At 31.4% G+C, this 14,472-nt stretch carries 17 protein-coding genes; 3 read left to right on the forward strand and 14 right to left on the reverse strand.

Features of this window, described 5'->3' with window-relative positions:
* The 3 genes from E0K96_RS03105 to E0K96_RS03115 all read right to left on the reverse strand — a co-directional run bounded on the left by E0K96_RS03105 (position 1) and on the right by E0K96_RS03115 (position 2,512).
* Positions 1–651 carry an HAD family hydrolase gene (locus E0K96_RS03105; RefSeq protein ID WP_168081090.1) on the reverse strand — a complete coding sequence of 217 codons (651 nt, stop codon included), beginning with the start codon at positions 649–651 and terminating at the stop codon, positions 1–3.
* 66 nt (positions 652–717) lie between these two features.
* Positions 718–2,061, reverse strand: coding sequence for an MATE family efflux transporter (locus E0K96_RS03110; protein WP_168081092.1), 1,344 nt, complete (start codon positions 2,059–2,061; stop codon positions 718–720).
* Positions 2,054–2,512, reverse strand: coding sequence for a MarR family winged helix-turn-helix transcriptional regulator (locus E0K96_RS03115; protein WP_206080562.1), 459 nt, complete (start codon positions 2,510–2,512; stop codon positions 2,054–2,056). The genes E0K96_RS03110 and E0K96_RS03115 overlap by 8 nt, the downstream gene beginning before the upstream one ends.
* 135 nt (positions 2,513–2,647) lie before the next feature.
* Here E0K96_RS03115 and E0K96_RS03120 point away from each other — a divergent pair, with 135 nt between their 5' ends.
* Positions 2,648–3,121, forward strand: a complete 474-nt coding sequence (locus tag E0K96_RS03120; protein ID WP_168081094.1) for a glutathione peroxidase — start codon at positions 2,648–2,650, stop codon at positions 3,119–3,121.
* A gap of 86 nt (positions 3,122–3,207) precedes the next feature.
* On the opposite strand, the gene E0K96_RS03125 is transcribed toward E0K96_RS03120, so the two are convergent.
* The 6 genes from E0K96_RS03125 to E0K96_RS03150 all read right to left on the reverse strand — a co-directional run bounded on the left by E0K96_RS03125 (position 3,208) and on the right by E0K96_RS03150 (position 8,328).
* A complete protein-coding gene (locus E0K96_RS03125; protein WP_240924415.1) occupies positions 3,208–3,969 on the reverse strand; it encodes a protein-ADP-ribose hydrolase in 762 nt (253 codons plus the stop codon).
* A complete protein-coding gene (locus E0K96_RS03130) occupies positions 3,966–4,826 on the reverse strand; it encodes an SIR2 family NAD-dependent protein deacylase (protein WP_240924416.1) in 861 nt (286 codons plus the stop codon). Before E0K96_RS03130 ends, E0K96_RS03125 begins: the two co-directional genes overlap by 4 nt.
* Positions 4,816–5,142 (reverse strand): indolepyruvate ferredoxin oxidoreductase subunit alpha, encoded by a 327-nt coding sequence (locus E0K96_RS12090; RefSeq protein ID WP_206080566.1) that lies wholly within the window; start codon positions 5,140–5,142, stop codon positions 4,816–4,818. Before E0K96_RS12090 ends, E0K96_RS03130 begins: the two co-directional genes overlap by 11 nt.
* Before the next feature lie 453 nt (positions 5,143–5,595).
* Positions 5,596–6,966, reverse strand: coding sequence for an MATE family efflux transporter (locus tag E0K96_RS03140; RefSeq protein ID WP_168081098.1), 1,371 nt, complete (start codon positions 6,964–6,966; stop codon positions 5,596–5,598).
* A gap of 10 nt (positions 6,967–6,976) precedes the next feature.
* Positions 6,977–7,558 (reverse strand): histidine phosphatase family protein, encoded by a 582-nt coding sequence (locus E0K96_RS03145; RefSeq protein ID WP_168081100.1) that lies wholly within the window; start codon positions 7,556–7,558, stop codon positions 6,977–6,979.
* Complete coding sequence (locus tag E0K96_RS03150) at positions 7,555–8,328, reverse strand: EFR1 family ferrodoxin (protein ID WP_168081102.1); 774 nt, start codon at positions 8,326–8,328, stop codon at positions 7,555–7,557. The genes E0K96_RS03145 and E0K96_RS03150 overlap by 4 nt, the downstream gene beginning before the upstream one ends.
* A 102-nt stretch (positions 8,329–8,430) precedes the next feature.
* On the opposite strand from E0K96_RS03150, the gene E0K96_RS03155 reads away from it, so the two are divergent.
* Positions 8,431–9,270: a LysR family transcriptional regulator gene (locus E0K96_RS03155; RefSeq protein ID WP_168081104.1), complete on the forward strand. Its 840-nt coding sequence runs from the start codon at positions 8,431–8,433 to the stop codon at positions 9,268–9,270.
* 62 nt (positions 9,271–9,332) lie between these two features.
* On the opposite strand, the gene E0K96_RS03160 is transcribed toward E0K96_RS03155, so the two are convergent.
* From E0K96_RS03160 to E0K96_RS03180, 5 genes are all read right to left on the reverse strand, one after another.
* Complete coding sequence (locus tag E0K96_RS03160) at positions 9,333–9,728, reverse strand: cupin domain-containing protein (protein ID WP_087297622.1); 396 nt, start codon at positions 9,726–9,728, stop codon at positions 9,333–9,335.
* Between the two features lie 92 nt (positions 9,729–9,820).
* A complete protein-coding gene (locus E0K96_RS03165) occupies positions 9,821–10,516 on the reverse strand; it encodes a gamma-glutamyl-gamma-aminobutyrate hydrolase family protein (RefSeq protein ID WP_168081106.1) in 696 nt (231 codons plus the stop codon).
* Between the two features lie 136 nt (positions 10,517–10,652).
* Positions 10,653–11,774, reverse strand: a complete 1,122-nt coding sequence (locus E0K96_RS03170) for an aldo/keto reductase (protein ID WP_168081108.1) — start codon at positions 11,772–11,774, stop codon at positions 10,653–10,655.
* A gap of 85 nt (positions 11,775–11,859) precedes the next feature.
* Positions 11,860–12,672: an alpha/beta hydrolase gene (locus E0K96_RS03175; RefSeq protein WP_168081110.1), complete on the reverse strand. Its 813-nt coding sequence runs from the start codon at positions 12,670–12,672 to the stop codon at positions 11,860–11,862.
* Entirely contained in the window at positions 12,672–13,475 is an 804-nt protein-coding gene (locus E0K96_RS03180; protein WP_087243644.1) for a Cof-type HAD-IIB family hydrolase, read from the reverse strand. The genes E0K96_RS03175 and E0K96_RS03180 overlap by 1 nt, the downstream gene beginning before the upstream one ends.
* Positions 13,476–13,601: 126 nt before the next feature.
* Between E0K96_RS03180 and E0K96_RS03185 the strand changes: the two genes are divergently transcribed.
* On the forward strand, positions 13,602–14,405 hold the full coding sequence (locus tag E0K96_RS03185) for an MBL fold metallo-hydrolase (protein ID WP_168081112.1): 804 nt from the start codon (positions 13,602–13,604) through the stop codon (positions 14,403–14,405).
* The last annotated feature ends 67 nt before the right edge of the window (positions 14,406–14,472 follow it).

Raw genomic sequence — 14,472 nt, forward strand, 5'->3', positions numbered from 1 at the left:
TTATTGCATTTTTAAATAATCAATAACTTGGTCTAATGAATCAACAATTTTTGTTACTTTTTCAACGAATTGTGGCTCAGGATATTTCATATCAGGCACACAAATCACATCAATATGTCCATCATAAGCCGCTAAAATTCCAGCTTCACTATCTTCCAGAACCAGGGCATCCTCAGGTGCTACACCTAATTTTTGGCACGCAGTTAAGAAGATTTCTGGATGAGGTTTACCATGAGTCACCTCATCTCCACAAATTGTATCATCAAAATATTTTGTTAGATCTGCATTTTTTAAGATTTCATCAACACGTGCTCTCCCACTTGATGTTGCCACAATTGTTTTATAATTATTTGCTTTTAAGTATTCTAATAATTCTACTAATCCTTTTTTCTTTGGAACATATTGTCTTAAACTTTCATCAATCCATACATGAACATCATCCCAGACTTCTGTCATAGGAAAGTCTTGACCATAATGGTCAATAAATACCTGACAGATTCCCTGTTTATTTTTTCCTAAACAATTTCTATATAATTCTTCTGTAAAATCATGGTGCCCTAATTGCGCCAATTTTTTTACATATTCATTATATGTTACTCTTTCACTATCAATCATGAGTCCATCCATATCAAATATGACTGCTTTTTTCATCTACATTCACTTCCTTTTTTCTTATTCTAGCATATCTTCATATTCAAGAACAAGAAAAGTTATAAACTACTCTGTTTTTAAATGCTTATGCATAAATCTTCTAAATGAGAATGTATTTGTTATTGTTGTGATTAAATCTGAAAGAGGTTCAGCTAACATAACTGCAAAAACACCATCTGATATAAATATTGGTAAGATATAGATGAGTGGTATTAATAAGATAATCTTTCGATAAAAAGCAAAGAAAAATGAAATCTTACCAAATCCAAGTGATGTATATGATTGTTGATAAGTTGAGTTCGCTCCCATAATAATGAAACCAAAGATATAAACTCTTAACATACGACTTGCTAATTCAATTAACTCTGGATCATTAGAGAATAGCTGTACGAAAACTTGTGGTACAAATTCCATCAACAAAACACCCACAATAGAATAAATTAATGATACTTTCATCGCTAAAGAGATAGCTTTTTTAACACGGTCATATTGTTTAGCCCCATAATTATAACTGATGATAGGCTGTGTTCCTTGTGCAATACCTTCCATTGGTAATTGAAGAATCTGATTCATAGATAACATGATTGTCATAGAACTGACTGCTAAATCTCCCCCAAAGAATAAAAGTTGACGATTAAAGGAAACTTGCAATATGCCTTCAGTTGCACTCATAAAGAAAGGAGAAAAACCTAAACCTAAGACTCTTTTCATGATATCTAAATCAAATTTAAAATATTCTTTTTTGATTTGGATAGTTGTTTTCTTTCCTAATAAAAACTTCATAACCCAAACACATGAAACAAATTGAGAAATCACTGTTGCAATTGCAGCTCCTGCAACATCCATGTGTAAACCAAAAATAAAGATTGGATCAAGAATAATATTCAAAACACCACCAATAAGTAATGTAAACATCCCATATTTTGCAAAACCCTGTGCATTGATAAAATAATTTAAACCAACACTCAATTGAACAAAGACCGTTCCTAAACAATAAATAGAAAGATAGTCCATAGCATAAGGCAATGTATTTTCACTAGCTCCAAATAACATTAAAATATCTTCACCAAAAATTAACAGGACTGCCATAATAATAAGTGAAGAAATAACCAAACTAAAGACACAGTTTCCAAGTATCTTTTCAGCAATATCCATTCTCTTTTCACCCATTCTAATAGATGCCAAAGGAGCTCCGCCTCTTCCAAATAAATTGGTAAAAGCTGTAATAATTGTAATAATAGATGTACATAATCCAATCCCTGCAATGGCTAAAGCACCATCAGCTAACTGTCCAATATATATTCTATCTACCATATTATAGATAAGCGTTGCCAGTTGAGCGAGAATAGAGGGTATCGCAAGTGAAAGTAATAATTTTGATATTTTCTCATTTTCCAGTCTTTCATTCATGTTGTCCACCTCCTAAATTATGATAAACCTGTTGTAAAATTTCATGATATTTGACAATATCTTCCTGTGAAATATTCTGATATGCCTGTTCATCAAAAGCATGTTGAATATTTTGAATTTTTTTAACTAACTCATCTGCCTTTTTTTCTACACATAAAATATTCCAACGTCTATTGACAGGATCAGGATTTCTTGTCACTAAGCCTCGTTTCACCAACTTTTCAATAGCTAATGAGACATGTCCTTTAGAAATACCACGCACATTGACAATATCTTGTGCATGATTATATTCTGGATTATTTGCTAAAAAAGCCAAGACATCAATTTCAACTTGTGTCATCTGATACTCTTTTAATAATTCATCAAATAGTGAATTATACTTTTTAATGATATAAGGGTGCATTCCCAGTGAAAAAAACTTTTGAATTCCCTTTTCTGTTTTGATTTTCATAGTTTTCTCCTTAACTGTTTTATTTTGAACAGTTATATAATAAACCTATTATTCCATATCTGTCAATATCTTTTTAACAAAACACATGCTTTGACTTTTGATATTGAACTTGTTATAGTAAAAATGGTGATAAAAATGAATTTATATAATATAGAAGTTATAAATAGTCATAATCAAAAAGAATCCTTATCAAAATATAAAGGTCAAGTTTTGTTAATTGTCAATACTGCCACAGAATGTGAATTTACTGAACAGTATGATCATTTAGAAGATTTATATGAAAAGTATCATGAAAAAGGCTTTACAATCTTAGATTTTCCATGTAATCAGTTTGGTGAACAGGCACCAGGTACAATGGAAGAAATCATGTCTTTTTGTGCTGATACTTATGGTGTCAGTTTCCCTCAATTTGCTAAAATTGATGTGAATGGTCCACTAGAATCTCCCGTATATACATATCTGAAAGAACAACAAAAACCTGAGTTATCAAAAAGGATTGAATGGAATTTTACAAAATTCTTACTTGATCGAAACGGTCATGTTGTTGAAAGATTTGAACCATTAGTCACACCATATGAAATTGAAGATAAAATCATTGAACTTCTTTAGTAAAAACAATTGACAAAGATATTATTCAACGTTAAAAAGGTTTACTTAAACACAAGTAAACCTTTTTAAATATCATATTTATCTTTTCAATCAAATAATTTTAAATAAATTTTTTCATCACACTCTTTAAAAACATTAAAAATAACTTTTTCAATTGTAGAATGTTGAAGATAATCATGAACTGTCTTGAATGCAATTTTCGCTGCATGTTCATTAGGAAAATGAAAAACACCTGTTGAAATACAACAAAATGCTATTGATTGAAGCTGATACTTTTCTGCTAATCTTAGACAGCTTTCATAACATGATGCCAGTAAAACCTCATCTTTATGTGTAACTTCTCCTGTTACTATTGGACCTACAGTATGCAAAATATAGCGAGAAGGCAAATTATAAGACTTCGTTATTTTTGCTTGACCTGTTGGTTCTAAATAGCCTTGTCTTTGCATAAGATGATGACATTCATTCCTGAGTTGTACTCCAGCAAATGTATGAATGGCATTATCAATGCATTGATGTCCAGGTACGAAGCATCCTTCCATCTGATTATTAGCAGCATTAACAATGGCATCTACTTTTAATCTTGTAATATCCCCTCTCCATAAAAGAATACGATCAGAAGCCTCGTCAAAAGAAACAACGCCCTTTTTCGCATTTTCTTCTTGTAACATAGCATCTTGAATATTTAAGAATGTCTGTGAAACTGATTTAGCTTCCCTGATATTCACTAAAGCACGATAAAGCGCAAATAACTCATCATGACCTTGAGGTAAGTCTATATGCATATTGTTTTCATCTAATAAATATTGAATTAAATAGATTAATCTTTCATTTTGTGTCATGCTCATTCCTCATTCCTCATTTCATTCGCTACAGAATTTAAAATATTATGGATATCTCCTTGAATTAAGATAGATTGTTTGTGAATGTTTTCAGGGCAATAGAGATCATCTAAATTTATACTGATATATACTGCATTCTTATTTTGGGATACATAATTCCAAAATGGATATTTAATAATCACTGGGGTGTTGGCTCCTATACCTAATTCCAAATATAATACCTTTCTATGTTGATGTTTTTGAAGAAAGTTTTGATAACGTTGTTGTGCCTGATACCATCCTTCATCTTGTACAAATGTCTGATCACATCTTAAATTCATTGTCATTGGTGCTCCACAACGAGGACAATATGGAATGAGTTGAGATGGAATCTTCATATTTTTTTGTTGCTTTAACATAGCTTTTACTATATCTTCATTATCATAAGTCTGCTGATGACAAGGCTTAGAACATTGCCATAAACCATAATCTCCTTGTGTATAAAATAATCTTGTCTTATCAAAACCATTTTTTTGAAACTGATGATCTACATTTGTCGTTATAACAAAATAGTCTTTGTCTTTAACGAGTTCTAAAAGAATCTGATAAGTCTTTTTAGGAGAATCTATATAGCGATTATAATAAATATGTCTAGACCAGTAAGCCCAATATTCTTCTAATGTCTCATAAGGATAAAATCCTGCCGAATACATATCACGCAAATGACATGTATCAATAAAATCCTTAAAATAAGTTTCAAATCTTTCTCCAGAGTATGTGAGTCCAGCTGAAGATGATAAACCTGATCCCGCCCCTATAACAATAGCATCACATGATGTCATGATTTTAACAATTTGTTTGATAAGCATATCTTTACTTTTCATTTTCTCCACCTCTTTTGATAATCGCATGTACGGGACAGACTTCCTGACATTTTCCACAATGTAAACAATGATGTTGTTCAATCATAAAAGATTGACTTGATAAATGAATACATTTTTGGGGACAGATATCATAACACTTTTGACAATTGATGCACTTGTCTGTAATTATATAGCCTTCATTTTCTATCGTCATTCCCACCGTAAAGCTTTGCCTATATATAGGTTTTCGACTTAAATCGAAGTATTCTCCTTTGCATTCATATACTTGAAAGACCTCTAAAACATCCCTTAATTCAGGAGTATAAATCTGATTCATATAAGGATTATTTATAAAAATATCTTCTCATTTATCATGACCTATATTTTTAACTTTTCCATTTAAAGAAATAGCAACTGCAGATAACGTATCTTTACCTTTGATTCCTGTTAAAGCAATATGGGGATGTTTCATTAATCTTTGATAAAAAGACTTCCCTTTTGCGGTTAAGAAATATCAATAATCATCCTCTAACAACATCATATCAATAGCACAGGTATACGGTATTCCCTAATCATCTATAGTTGCTATAACAGTTGTATGAATATCTTCCTGTAAAATTTTCAGTATTTCATGTGTCGTCATATTGAAACTCCTTTATGATTTTAAAATGTATAACACTTTTAATGTAACTTAAATCATTACAACCCTCACACAAAATATATCACTCTTTAGTTGTAATGTCAATAGTTACAACTATAACAAAAAAAGAAACGCATAATAGCATTTCCTCTAATCTTCTTTGATTCCTCGCATATATGGATTTGTATATAAAGAATAAACAAGCTGTATGCACATCACACACCATATAACTGGTTCACAGAATATAACTGCCATATATTGGAATTGAGGAATAAAAATAAATACAAATATAATTTTTCCTACAAATTCAATAATACTTGATATCAACGGTAATAATTTCTGTCCTAGTCCCTGCAATGCATAACGTGTTTGCATCAAAATTCCTAATACTGCATAGAATGGTCCCACAATTATTAAATAAAGTGTTCCATTATCTAAAACAACACTTTCACTAGAACCTGAAATTAATTGTACAAGTGATGACCCAAATAATAGAATAATGATAGTCACAATAGCCGCCATAACAACATCATAAATATAAGCATATTTCATCGCTTTTTGAATTCTTTCACGCTGATTTGCTCCTCTATTTTGTGAGACAAATGTTGAGATTGCAAGCGCCATAGCTGTAAAAGGCATATTAAAGAACATGTAGAGTTTTCTGGCTGCTGTATGTCCCGCAATAATCAGATATCCTAAATTGTTGATTCCATACTGAAGAATGACTGATCCTGCAGAAACAATACTGCTCATAAATCCCATTGAAAAACCTTGTCCTAATAATTCTTTATATAAATCTTTATCGACTGCAAAATGTTTTTTTGATGGTAATAAGATTTGTGTCTTTTTGAAAATATAAATAATACATAATATAACCGATACACCTTGAGAAATAACCGTTGCGACAGCTGCACCCTGAATTCCCATATTGAGTTGTGTAATAAAGAAAATATCTAATACAATATTTAATAAAGACGAAATGATAAGGAAAACAAGTGGCATCACACTATTTCCAATGGCTCTCATTAAACCAGCACAGAGATTATAAGCAAACATAACAACAATGAATAACACGATAACTGAAATATAGCTATATGCTTCCTGAATAATATCTACTGGTGTATTTAATAATTCTAATAAAGGATGTAAGCATATCATTCCTATTGTTGTTAAAGCGATAGAAATAATCAATCCAATAACAATAGAACTTGCTACTGATTTTTTTAATAGTTCTCGATTTTGTGATCCAAAACTTCTAGCTGTAACAATTGCCAATCCATTACCTATTCCTAATGCAAACCCTACTAATAAGTCATAAATAGATGTACATGATCCAATAGCAGCTAATGATACATCACCCAAATAATTTCCAACAACCATTGTATCGACAGTATTATATAATTGTTGGAACACATTAGAAACAAGTAATGGAAGAGCAAAAGTAATCAATGATTGAAATATAGGTCCATGAATCAGATCAACATCAGCCTGAAAAAAGCGTTTTCTTTTTGCACCTTCCATATGTCTACCTCTATTCAGTCACATTACGATTGATAATTTCTACTAATGTAAAAATTCCATCTTCGTATTCATATTTTAAAATACAGCAGTTATAAAATCTTTCTGTTTTCTTTACTTTTGCATATTCTTCCCATGCACGATAGAATTGAGCACAAGCCCCACCATGAGAAACGGCTAAAACGACTTCATGATCTTCTTTATTCATGATTTCAGTTAATGTGTTTGACATTCTTTCTCTTAATTCCATTTCACCATCTCCACCAAATCCTTTGAAAAAATCTCCATATGGTAAAGGTGGATTCAAACACTCATCTTTTCCTTCAAAAACACCAAAATTCCATTCTTTTAAACCTTTCACTCTTGTATAAGGCATCTGATAATCAGTAACGATTTCTAAAGTATCACAAGCTCTTTCTGATGTAGAAGAATAAGCATGATCAAATGTAATATGATTATTTTTAAAATATTCACCTGCAATCTTTGCTTGTTTCATTCCTAGTTCTGTTAAAGGGGCATCACACCATCCTTGTATCTTGTGTTGAACATTAAATAAAGTTTGTCCATGTCGCATTAAATAAAGTGTTTTTTTCATTTTTCTGTTCCTCCCTGATGATTTGATTTCACTATATCTTTTAATGTGATTTTTGGATGACGATATCTTGCATTTGGATTCTTATCAAACTTCAACGCAATCGCATGAAATGGGCAGTTTTGTACACATGCCAAACAAAAATCACATGTTTTTGACTTTCTTTGAGCTTTTCCATTAACCATTTGAATATTACCAGTAGGGCAGACTTGCTCACATATTGTACATCCAGCACACTGATCTGTTATTTGAATTGTTTCTCCATTATTCAATTCAGGATGATCCGTAAATCTTTTTGTCACCATTTGGTAAGCTTCCTGGCTTTCTTTCGTTGGTTGAGGTATATCCTTTTCTTGAGCTTCAAGTCTAGCTTTCGCTTCTTGAATTTGTTCATCTACATGCTTATTGATAGCCATCTGTTCTTCCATATCGAATGAAGGTAAATAATTATCAACCATTTTAATTGTTTGAATAAAATCAACATGTACTCCATGCTCTTTACAAAAGTTTTCACTCCACACTCCAGCTACTGTATCTCTATTTCCATAAGTCAATAACATATAAAAATAAGGTGTATCAAATTTGGCTTTTGCTAAAAAACGTCTAACAGTTTGAGGAAGCTCTCCAGCATAAATAGGAGCGACAATCCCAATCTTATCAGCTTTATATTGTAAATCTTCTTTTTTCAATTCCTGTGGAATACTGTAAAGATCTTCTTCAATCTGTCTTGCTACATATAAACAGTTTCCTGTTGCCGTATAATAAAATATCATGTTTCTACCTTCTTTCCAATGATATTGTAAGCATTTTTACTGTTTTTGTACAATATCAATATGGAAATCTGCTATAATGAAATAGAATAGTGAGGTCCTCATATGATAGAATTAGAACAACTACAACATTTAGTTACATTTCAAGAATGTCAGACATTATCCAAGGCAGCTAAACAGCTTCATATATCACAACCTGTTTTAACACGTTCTATGCAAAAATTAGAAGAAGAGTTAGAAGTCAATTTATTTAACAGAACTAAAAATAAAATTGCTTTTAATGAAACAGGTCTATTAGCTGTTTCTCTAGCAAAACGTATTTTAGATGATACAAAAGATATGAAAAAACAACTTGTAGATTTTGATAGAAAGCTACATACTTTTGCGATTGGTTCATGTGCGCCAGCACCATTATCATATTTAAGTCGTAAATTTTCACAGTTCTATCCTCAAAGAACATTATTAACAGAAATTAAAGATATGCATATCTTAATCAAAGGTCTCAAGGAAAAAGACTATACAATCATTATCATGCCTTATGACATAGAAGATGAACAGATTGAAAGTATTCCATTTATGGAAGAACAATTATTTTTTTCTTTACCTTTAAATCACCCTTTAGCTCATAAAAAATCCATCTCATTAAAGGAAATGGATGGAGAGAAAATGTTATTAATGTCAAATATTGGTTTTTGGAATGATATGCATAAAAAAACAATGCCCCATACAAAATTTCTGATTCAAAACGATCGTTCTGTTTTCTATGATTTGGTAGAACTGTCTACATTACCTTCATTTACATCTGACTATGTTATGAAAACTGAAATCATGCCTCAAAATAGAGTGATTATTCCTATTTCAGATGCCCAGTCACATGCGACGTTCTACTACTGGTATCTTAGAGAAAACGAATCTCAATTAAGAACTTTATTATATCATCTATAAAAATGAAAGGATGAAATGGTTTTCAAATAACGGAATTCATTTCATCCTTTTCAATATCATATTTATTTTAACTTATTGTATTCTTCGTCACTTACTGGTTCTAACCATTCATTAGAAGCACCTTCTGCTGGTACAGAAATTGCAATATGTGCAAACCAGCTATCTTTAGCAGCACCATGCCAATGTTTCACTTCTGGAGGAATATCCACAGTATCACCTGGTTTTAATTCCCTAGCAGGTTTCCCCCATTCCTGATACCATCCTCTACCATCAGTAACCAGTAGAATTTGTCCACCTTTATGATGAATATGCCAATTATTGCGACAACCTGGTTCGAATGTGACATTACTTACTGGTAAACTTTCAGCAAGGGGCTGTAAATAACTTTGACCAATAAAATATTGAGCAAACGCTGTATTTTCTTCTCCAACGGGAAATAATGTTTTAACATCTTTCATACTCTTCTAACCTCCTATCTGCTTCTATTATATATCCACCAAACAAAAATATCTAATACCTATTTTTTATTATCAACAATGCTTAAAAAGCATTAACATTTGGCGACAAACTGATTAAAAATCTCCTGCATTTTTTGATCAGTTTTACACATATCTTCAGGATGAAATTGGACTGCTGTAATCGGTAAAGATATATGTTCAATAGCTTCAATCATCTGATCTTCACTGTATGCGACTGCTTTTAATCCCTTTCCTAATTGATCAATAGCTTGATGATGAAAACTGTTCACATATCCTCTATCTTGAAAGATAGAATATAAAAAACTATTTTCTTGAATGTTCATTGTATGACTTGCACATTCTCTTCTTTCTTTTTGAGAATGTAAAAGTGTTTTCTGTGGAGCATAAGATAAATCTTGATAAAGTGTTCCACCAAAAGCTACATTGATTACTTGAAGTCCTCGACACACACCAAAAATAGGTATATTTTTCTGTGAAGCTTTTTTTATCAAGGCAATCTCATATAAATCTCTAGGATAATCTGTTTCCCCTAATAAAGGTAATGGATTTTCATGATAGAGTAATGGATTGACATCACAACCACCAATAATCATTAAACCATCAATCATATCTAATTGCATTTCTATGTCTTCATTAGGAACAGGCGGCAATAAAACCGGGATTCCTTGTGCTTCAATAATAGCCTGTAAATAATCTTGTTTAATAAAATGTATATATTTATCATTTTGTAGTTCTTCACTACATGTTATTCCAATTCTCTTTTTCATACTTTTCTCCTTTCTTCTTTTATATCAATTCAATATATCATAAAAATCATATCTTATACATAAATATGATTTACAATATTTTATTCACTTTTTATTTGAATATGAATACATGCAAAAAGCCAGCTGAAGCTGACTTTTATTTTTCAAAATGCTGTGCTACTTTTTGTAAGTCTTCAATAATTGGTAAATGTTGTGGACATACATTTTCACATTGTCCACATCCAATACATTCACTTGCTTTACCAAAAGTCTTTGTCAAGTTATTGTAGTATTCACCTTGAGGTGTCCATCCTTTTTCTTCTACTTCCTGTAAATCAGCATTGTATAATGAGAAATATTTAGGAATAGCTATATGCATTGGACATCCTTCTGTACAATATGAACATCCTGTACATGGAATAGCAATCGTTGAATTAATAATATCAACAGCCTGACGAATCAATTGATATTCATCATCATGAAGTGGCTGCAGATCTTTCATATAGCTTATATTATCTTCTAATTGAGCCATATTAGACATACCACTTAATACCATCATGACATTATCAAGACTTGCCGCAAAACGAATAGCCCATGAAGGTACTGACATATCTGGATGATATTCTTTATACATGTTTTCAACTTTTTCAGGAACTTTCGCTAATGTTCCACCTTTAACAGGTTCCATCACAATAACAGGTTTATGATATTTTGTTGCCACCTCATAACATTGACGAGATTGAACACCTACACTATCCCAATCCAAATAATTAATTTGTAATTGAACAAATTCAAATTCTGGATGTTCCTGTAATACCTTTTCTAGTAATTCTGGTCCATCATGGAATGAAAATCCAATAGTTTTAACCAATCCTTGTTTTTTCTTTTCTTGAATCCATGTAAAACAATCAAGCTTTTCATATGTTTCAATACTATGTGTATTAATATCGTGTAAAAGATAATAATCAAAGTATTCTACACCAGTTTTCTTTAACTGTTCATTAAAGATTTTATCTCTATCTTCTTTTGTCTGAATAAAACCTGAATGTAATTTTGTAGCAAGTGTATAAGTCTGACGATCATGACGTTTCACCAATGCCTCTCTCGTTGCATTTTCGCTATTAAATCCACAATACATCCACGCTGTATCAAAATAAGTAAATCCATTTTCTATAAAAGTATCTACCATTTGTTTCACTTGTTCAATATCAATCTTTGAAGGATCGTTTTCATCAAGTGATGGTAATCTCATTAATCCAAAACCTAATTTCTTTGTCATATCATTTCCTCCTACTCGATTATTTATTATACACCCTAAAGTTAACTTTAGGTCAAGAAAAAAGAAAGGATCACCTTTCTTCATCTTATTCTATATGACCACTGCTGAGTCCTTCATTCTTCTCATCAAGTGGTAACCATTCTAAAACACGTTCAATATAACGATCCCAAAAATCCCATTCATGTGCACCTGGTCCTTCTTCATAAGTGCTATTGATTCCCTGTTGAAGTAAAAAATCACGGTAATCACGATTTTCTTTAATCAGTGAATCATCAGTGCCACATGCCATATATATCGCAGGCACATCTTTTATAGCCATATTTTGAATCAGTGCTTTATAATCTTTATCACTTCCTTTTAACTTATGTAAATCACCAAAAACAGAAGTTAAATAACTTCTTTTATACATATAAGGTACGTCGTCACCATCCTCAGCGTTGATAAAAGTGTCAATTAATAATGCTGAAGACAATGCGGCAATATAACCAAATGTCTGATAATATTTGAGTCCATTGATAATAGCTCCATATCCACCCATAGACAACCCTGCAATAAATGTATCTTCTCGACGTTGTGATAAAGGGAACATGGCTCTTGTGATAGAAACAAGTTCTTCACCAATAAATTGTGAATAATATTCATGTGAGTTTTCATTATCAACATAAAATTTATTCTCTCCTGAAGGCATAATAACAGCTAAATCATGATCCTGTGCCCACCTTTGAATACGTGTACCACATACCCAATCTGTATAATTTCCAAAAATCCCATGTAATAAGTATAATGTTTTGATTTTTTTATTTGGCTGGTTTAACTTTTTATCAACAGGAATAATAGCATTAATTGTGACTGTGCGCATTAACTTTTCTGAGAAAAAATCAACTTGTACTAATGCCATTATGATAAATCCTTTCCAAAATATTTATAAAATGCTTTGTCAATACCCGCACAATCAACATAATCAGTAACAAATTCTGCAATGTTTTTTAAACGATCTACTGCATTTCCCATCGCAATACCATGTCCAACCAACTCAAACATCTCCATATCATTCACACCATCACCAAAAGCATAAGTATCTTTTTGATCAATTCCTAATTTTTGATATAAATACTTACAGGCTGTTCCTTTTTTAAATCCCTTATGATAAACATCCATACGAATCAATCCATGATCATAAGCAACAATTGTCATATCATTTTCTAATTCATGATATGCTTTCCACATTTGTTCTACTGTTTCAAACAAAACACAGCAACTGATAGCATCTACATCCTGAGCCTCATATCTTTCTACTACATTCTCAGGTCTTTGATCTGTTCCCTGAAACATTACACGATGTTTAACGACCAATTCATCATCCAAACAATCACACCATTCTCCATGATGTCCATAAAACATAGGTCGCCCTTGATATTTTTGATAAACTTCCATTTGTTTTTGTATTTCTGGAGTTGTTAAAACTTCATCAACCAGAATCTCATTATTATAAATGATATAATGTCCATCACATAAAACATAACCATCAAATGGAATATCTTTTAATCCTTCAGGGATAGCGCCTCTTGCTGAAGCAATGACGATCTTATTACCTTGTTTCTGAAAATCTTTTAAAACCTGTTTTGTTTGATGACGAGGTTGCATCATACCTTCTTGAGCATTTATTAAAGTTCCATCAATATCAAAGAAAACTATTTTCATTTTATCATTCTCCTTGCCATCATTATATCATTTCTCTTCTTTGAAAATCCATATAAATCCAACGAAAAAATATCTTGATTCATGATTCTCATTTTTGTAAAATCAAAAAAGAAATGGAGGTTTTCTATGAAATTAATTATGCTAGGTACAGGTAATGCTTTAGTAACAAAGTGTTATAATACCTGTTTTGTATTTGAAAATCAAAATCAATATTTCTTAGTAGATGGTGGTGGCGGAAATACCCTTTTATCACAGCTAGAAAAAGCGCATATTAATTGGCAGGATATTAAAGATATCTTTGTCACACATAAACATATTGATCATCTGATGGGAATTATCTGGATGATTCGTATGATTGGTCAACATATGAGTCAAGGAAAATATCAAGGTGAAGTGCGTATATATGCTCATAAAGAACTTATTGATATTATCATGCAAATGGTTCATCTGGTTTTAGAAGCAAAGCATACACAATTTATTAACAAACGCATTCACTTGATTGAAATTCAAGATCATGATAGTCATATGATTATCAATCATCAAGTCACTTTTTTTGATATTCATTCTACAAAAACAAAACAATTTGGTTTTCAAATGCAATTAGATCACAATAAAAAGTTATCTTGTTGTGGAGATGAACCATGTCATCAAATCAATGAAGCTTATATTCAAAATAGTGATTGGTTACTTCATGAAGCTTTTTGTTTACATAGTGAAGCTGATATTTTTCATCCTTATGAAAAACATCATTCGACAGTGAAAGATGCCTGTCAATTAGCTCAGTCTTTAAATATTCAAAATCTTCTTTTGTATCACACTGAAGATAAAAATATCAAACAACGTCATTCTCTCTACATGCAAGAAGCCAAACAATATTTCCAGGGAAATATATGGATCCCTGATGATTTAGATATTATTAACATTCAATAGGATAGAGGAGTAAATTATAGATTTACTGCCCCTTCCATTGAACCAAACGTACGGGTCTCGTATTTGG

The sequence above is a fragment of the Massilimicrobiota sp. SW1139 genome, assembly GCF_012027715.1.
GTDB lineage: Bacteria > Bacillota_I > Bacilli_A > Erysipelotrichales > Coprobacillaceae > Allocoprobacillus > Allocoprobacillus merdigallinarum.

Excerpts from the sequence above, each read along its gene's own strand:
- E0K96_RS12090 (WP_206080566.1), bottom strand. The coding sequence starts at position 5,142 with ATGAATCAGATTTATACTCCTGAATTAAGGGATGTTTTAGAGGTCTTT.
- E0K96_RS03115 (WP_206080562.1), bottom strand. The coding sequence starts at position 2,512 with ATGAAAATCAAAACAGAAAAGGGAATTCAAAAGTTTTTTTCACTGGGA.
- E0K96_RS03110 (WP_168081092.1), bottom strand. The coding sequence starts at position 2,061 with ATGAATGAAAGACTGGAAAATGAGAAAATATCAAAATTATTACTTTCA.
- E0K96_RS03105 (WP_168081090.1), bottom strand. The coding sequence starts at position 651 with ATGAAAAAAGCAGTCATATTTGATATGGATGGACTCATGATTGATAGT.
- E0K96_RS03145 (WP_168081100.1), bottom strand. The coding sequence starts at position 7,558 with ATGAAAAAAACACTTTATTTAATGCGACATGGACAAACTTTATTTAAT.
- E0K96_RS03185 (WP_168081112.1), top strand. The coding sequence starts at position 13,602 with ATGAAATTAATTATGCTAGGTACAGGTAATGCTTTAGTAACAAAGTGT.
- E0K96_RS03150 (WP_168081102.1), bottom strand. The coding sequence starts at position 8,328 with ATGATATTTTATTATACGGCAACAGGAAACTGTTTATATGTAGCAAGA.
- E0K96_RS03160 (WP_087297622.1), bottom strand. The coding sequence starts at position 9,728 with ATGAAAGATGTTAAAACATTATTTCCCGTTGGAGAAGAAAATACAGCG.
- E0K96_RS03175 (WP_168081110.1), bottom strand. The coding sequence starts at position 12,672 with ATGGCATTAGTACAAGTTGATTTTTTCTCAGAAAAGTTAATGCGCACA.
- E0K96_RS03180 (WP_087243644.1), bottom strand. The coding sequence starts at position 13,475 with ATGAAAATAGTTTTCTTTGATATTGATGGAACTTTAATAAATGCTCAA.
- E0K96_RS03125 (WP_240924415.1), bottom strand. The coding sequence starts at position 3,969 with ATGAGCATGACACAAAATGAAAGATTAATCTATTTAATTCAATATTTA.
- E0K96_RS03165 (WP_168081106.1), bottom strand. The coding sequence starts at position 10,516 with ATGAAAAAGAGAATTGGAATAACATGTAGTGAAGAACTACAAAATGAT.
- E0K96_RS03120 (WP_168081094.1), top strand. The coding sequence starts at position 2,648 with ATGAATTTATATAATATAGAAGTTATAAATAGTCATAATCAAAAAGAA.
- E0K96_RS03170 (WP_168081108.1), bottom strand. The coding sequence starts at position 11,774 with ATGACAAAGAAATTAGGTTTTGGATTAATGAGATTACCATCACTTGAT.
- E0K96_RS03140 (WP_168081098.1), bottom strand. The coding sequence starts at position 6,966 with ATGGAAGGTGCAAAAAGAAAACGCTTTTTTCAGGCTGATGTTGATCTG.
- E0K96_RS03130 (WP_240924416.1), bottom strand. The coding sequence starts at position 4,826 with ATGAAAAGTAAAGATATGCTTATCAAACAAATTGTTAAAATCATGACA.
- E0K96_RS03155 (WP_168081104.1), top strand. The coding sequence starts at position 8,431 with ATGATAGAATTAGAACAACTACAACATTTAGTTACATTTCAAGAATGT.